The 3184-nt window shown below is 61.7% G+C and carries 5 protein-coding genes; 3 read left to right on the top strand and 2 right to left on the bottom strand.

What is annotated here, in order from left to right; translation table 11 throughout:
• Positions 1 to 245 (bottom strand): PLP-dependent transferase (locus AC5DC2_RS21800; RefSeq protein ID WP_491699999.1); only part of this gene is annotated, 245 nt, incomplete at its 3' end.
• A gap of 123 nt (positions 246 to 368) precedes the next feature.
• Here AC5DC2_RS21800 and AC5DC2_RS21805 point away from each other — a divergent pair.
• A complete protein-coding gene (locus AC5DC2_RS21805; protein ID WP_024709585.1) occupies positions 369 to 755 on the top strand; it encodes a DUF6455 family protein in 387 nt (128 codons plus the stop codon).
• 7 nt (positions 756 to 762) lie between these two features.
• Here AC5DC2_RS21805 and AC5DC2_RS21810 read toward each other — a convergent pair whose 3' ends face one another.
• Positions 763 to 1191 (bottom strand): CoA-binding protein, encoded by a 429-nt coding sequence (locus AC5DC2_RS21810; RefSeq protein WP_024709584.1) that lies wholly within the window; start codon positions 1189 to 1191, stop codon positions 763 to 765.
• 78 nt (positions 1192 to 1269) lie between these two features.
• On the opposite strand from AC5DC2_RS21810, the gene AC5DC2_RS21815 reads away from it, so the two are divergent.
• Both AC5DC2_RS21815 and poxB read left to right on the top strand, forming a co-directional pair.
• Positions 1270 to 1623 carry a hypothetical protein gene (locus AC5DC2_RS21815; RefSeq protein WP_024709583.1) on the top strand — a complete coding sequence of 118 codons (354 nt, stop codon included), beginning with the start codon at positions 1270 to 1272 and terminating at the stop codon, positions 1621 to 1623.
• Positions 1624 to 1847: 224 nt separating this feature from the next.
• The coding region (gene poxB, locus AC5DC2_RS21820) for a ubiquinone-dependent pyruvate dehydrogenase (protein ID WP_491700000.1) at positions 1848 to 3184 on the top strand (1337 nt) is incomplete at its 3' end.

Genomic DNA, 3184 nt, shown 5'->3' on the forward strand with positions numbered 1-3184 from the left:
AGCGCCGCCGCGCCGCCCTCAAGCGCGGCCACGCGCTCTTCCAGAACCGCCGTGGTGGGGTTCATGATGCGCGTGTAGATATTGCCGAATTCCTTCAGCCCGAACAGCGCAGCGGCATGATCGGAGTTGTTGAAGACGTATGAGGTGGTCTGGTAGATCGGCGTCGCCCGCGCATTGGTCGCGGTGTCGGGCGCCGCTCCGGCGTGGATCGACAGCGTCGAAAAGCCCGGTTCTCTGTTGTCCATCAAGTATTCCTTCCCTGTTTTGCGGACCGTCCATAGATCTTCCGGCCGGTCCTGTTTTGATCAAGATCAATGTCGCCTTTTATACAAACGTCAATATCGCTGTCGACCAATAGGAGCATCGCAATGGACGTTCTGACTGAGGACAATCGCGCCGGCGACCGTTATGCCGATTGGCGCGACGCCGCCCATTTCGAAGGCGAGGAGGCCGCCCTCCTGGCTTTTCTCCAGCGGATCGCCGAAGAGGACATTGCCACGGCCGAGCCGCGCGACGCCAGCGAAATGAGCGAAATGATGAAGGCGCTCAACATCGATCCGGTGGAGGCGGAATTCCAGTATCGCCGCCTTTATTACGGCATGCAGGCCAATTGCGCGGGCTGCCGCGCGAAAGAGCGCTGCCGCGATGATCTGGCCTGCAGCATGGCAGACCGACATTTCCGCGAATATTGCGAGAACGCCGAGATCCTGAGCGAGATGCGCGCCGATCCCGACCTGCTGCGCTTCGAGGGCTGAGCCGGCCTCAGCCGATCAGCCGCGGATATTCGATCGCCGGGCACCGGTCCATCACGACGTCAAGTCCCCTCGCCCTCGCTCTTTGAGCCGCTTCCTCGTCGACGATGTCGAGTTGCATCCAGATCACCCCGGGCAGCGGATCGAGCGCCAGCGCCTCGTCCACCACGCCGCCGACATATTCGGATGCCCGAAAGATATCGACCATGTCGATGGCGCCGGGGATGGCGGCAAGACTTTCGTAAACGGTCTCGCCATGAATTTCTTTTCCTGCAAGCCCGGGATTGACCGGCACCACCGCGTAACCCTTCGACAGCAGAAACCCCATCACCCGATGGCTCGGGCGTTCCGGTTTCGGCGATGCGCCGACAAGCGCGATACGTTTGACCGAGCGCAGGATGTCACGAATTTGTGCATCTTTTTCCGCAGGTTGCGTCATGGCGTTGAAATTCTCCTTATGGTATAAAGTCGTGGTGCACGAGTATGGAGGAGCCCCGACACGGGCATTGGGTAGATCATGAAGCTTTTTCTCGCAACAGCAATGCTCCTGGCAGCGGCCGGTTCCGCAACGGCGCAGGAGCCGATCAATCGGTACGACATTCAGGACATGACCTGCAATCAGGTCCACGGCATTCTCGACCGCGAGGGCGCCGCCATCCTGCGTTATCCGTCGCCGAGCGGCAGCGGCCGCATCCTCTATGACCGCTACGTCGACAGCCCGACCATCTGTTTCGGCCAGGGCGGGCATGCCGTGCAGCGGGTCGTGCCGACCAGGGACACCAAGGGTTGCCCGACGCTCTCCTGCAGGCCCGGCCCGCCGGAATGCGACACGCTCGGCTTTGACATGTTCTATTGTGACAATGACAACTGAACGTTTCGCCTGATCAGCGCTTCAGGCCCAGACTCCGGTAGCCGGGCTCTTTCGGAAAAACGACGCCAGGGCTTCACCTCCCGTCGATCGGTTGTTAAGCTTTTGCTGATCTCCGATGGTCTTTTCTCAAGCTTCGTCATGCGCGGAGCCGGATGATCGTTCCGGCAGATGCAGGCGCCCGCTGCCGGTTCCTCCAGGACGCCAGGCAAGGAAAAGAGCTATCCATGGCAGAAAGCATCGCACATTACATTGCCCGCTATCTCGGCGCGGCAGGGGTGAAACGCATCTGGGGCGTGACCGGCGACTCGCTGAATGGCCTCAGTGACAGTATCGGCCGGCTGAAGACGCTTGAGTGGATGGGCACCCGCCATGAGGAGGCAGCCGCCTTCGCCGCCGGCGCGGAGGCGCATCTTACCGGCGAACTGGCGGTCTGCGCCGGTTCCTGCGGGCCTGGCAACCTGCATCTCATCAACGGCCTTTATGATTGCAACCGCAGCCATGTTCCCGTCCTTGCGATCGCCGCCCATATCCCGTCCTCCGAGATCGGCAGCGGTTATTTCCAGGAGACCCATCCGCAGGAACTGTTCCGTGAATGCAGCGTCTACTGCGAATTGATCTCCTCGCCTGAGCAGATGCCCTATGTGCTCGAAGTCGCCATGCGCACGGCAATCGCGAAGAAGGGCGTCGCCGTCATCGTCCTGCCGGGCGACGTCGCGCTGAAGGACATGCCGGGCGATACGGCAATCCGCTGGAATGCGCCGGTCGAGCCGGCCATGACGCCGCCCGAGGCGGAGATCGACAGGCTCGCCGAACTGCTGAACAACGGCAGCAACATCACGCTTCTGTGCGGCGCCGGCTGCGCTGGCGCGCGCGCCGACGTGCTGGCCCTTGCCGAGGCGCTGCAATCGCCCATGGTGCACGCCATGCGCGGCAAGGAATTCATCGAGTATGACAACCCCTACGATGTCGGCATGACGGGGCTGATCGGCTTTTCATCAGGTTACCACGCGATGGAATCAGCCGATACGCTGCTCATTCTTGGCTCCGCCTTTCCCTATCGCGCCTTCTATCCCGAAGAGGCGCAGATCGCGCAGATCGACACCCGCGCGGAGGCGCTCGGCGCGCATACGCAAGTCGATCTCGGCATTCTTGGTGACGTTGGCTCCACAATCCGCGCGCTGCTGCCGAAGCTGAAGAAAGACCGCAGCAGCAAGTTCCTCGACAATGCCGTCAAGCACTACAGAAAGGCCCGCGAGGCGCTGGACTCCCTTGCCTCGGAGAGAAGCGCCAAGGGCAATATTCACCCGCAATATCTCGCGAAACTGCTCAGCGAAAAGGCAACGGACGACGCGATCTTCACCTGTGATGTCGGCACGCCGACAGTCTGGGCCGCCCGCTATGTCGGCATGAACGGCAAGCGCCGGCTGATCGGCTCCTTCTCGCACGGTTCCATGGCCAATGCGCTGTCGCAGGCAATCGGCGCCCAGGCGATCGATCCGGACCGGCAGGTCATTGCCATGTGCGGCGATGGCGGCTTTTCCATGCTGATGGGTGATGTCCT

Source organism: Martelella sp., assembly GCF_984369615.1.

What these genes read in the sequence shown, in the direction of transcription:
- AC5DC2_RS21805 (WP_024709585.1), top strand. Translation starts at nt 369, where the DNA reads ATGGACGTTCTGACTGAGGACAATCGCGCCGGCGACCGTTATGCCGAT.
- AC5DC2_RS21810 (WP_024709584.1), bottom strand. Translation starts at nt 1,191, where the DNA reads ATGACGCAACCTGCGGAAAAAGATGCACAAATTCGTGACATCCTGCGC.
- AC5DC2_RS21815 (WP_024709583.1), top strand. Translation starts at nt 1,270, where the DNA reads ATGAAGCTTTTTCTCGCAACAGCAATGCTCCTGGCAGCGGCCGGTTCC.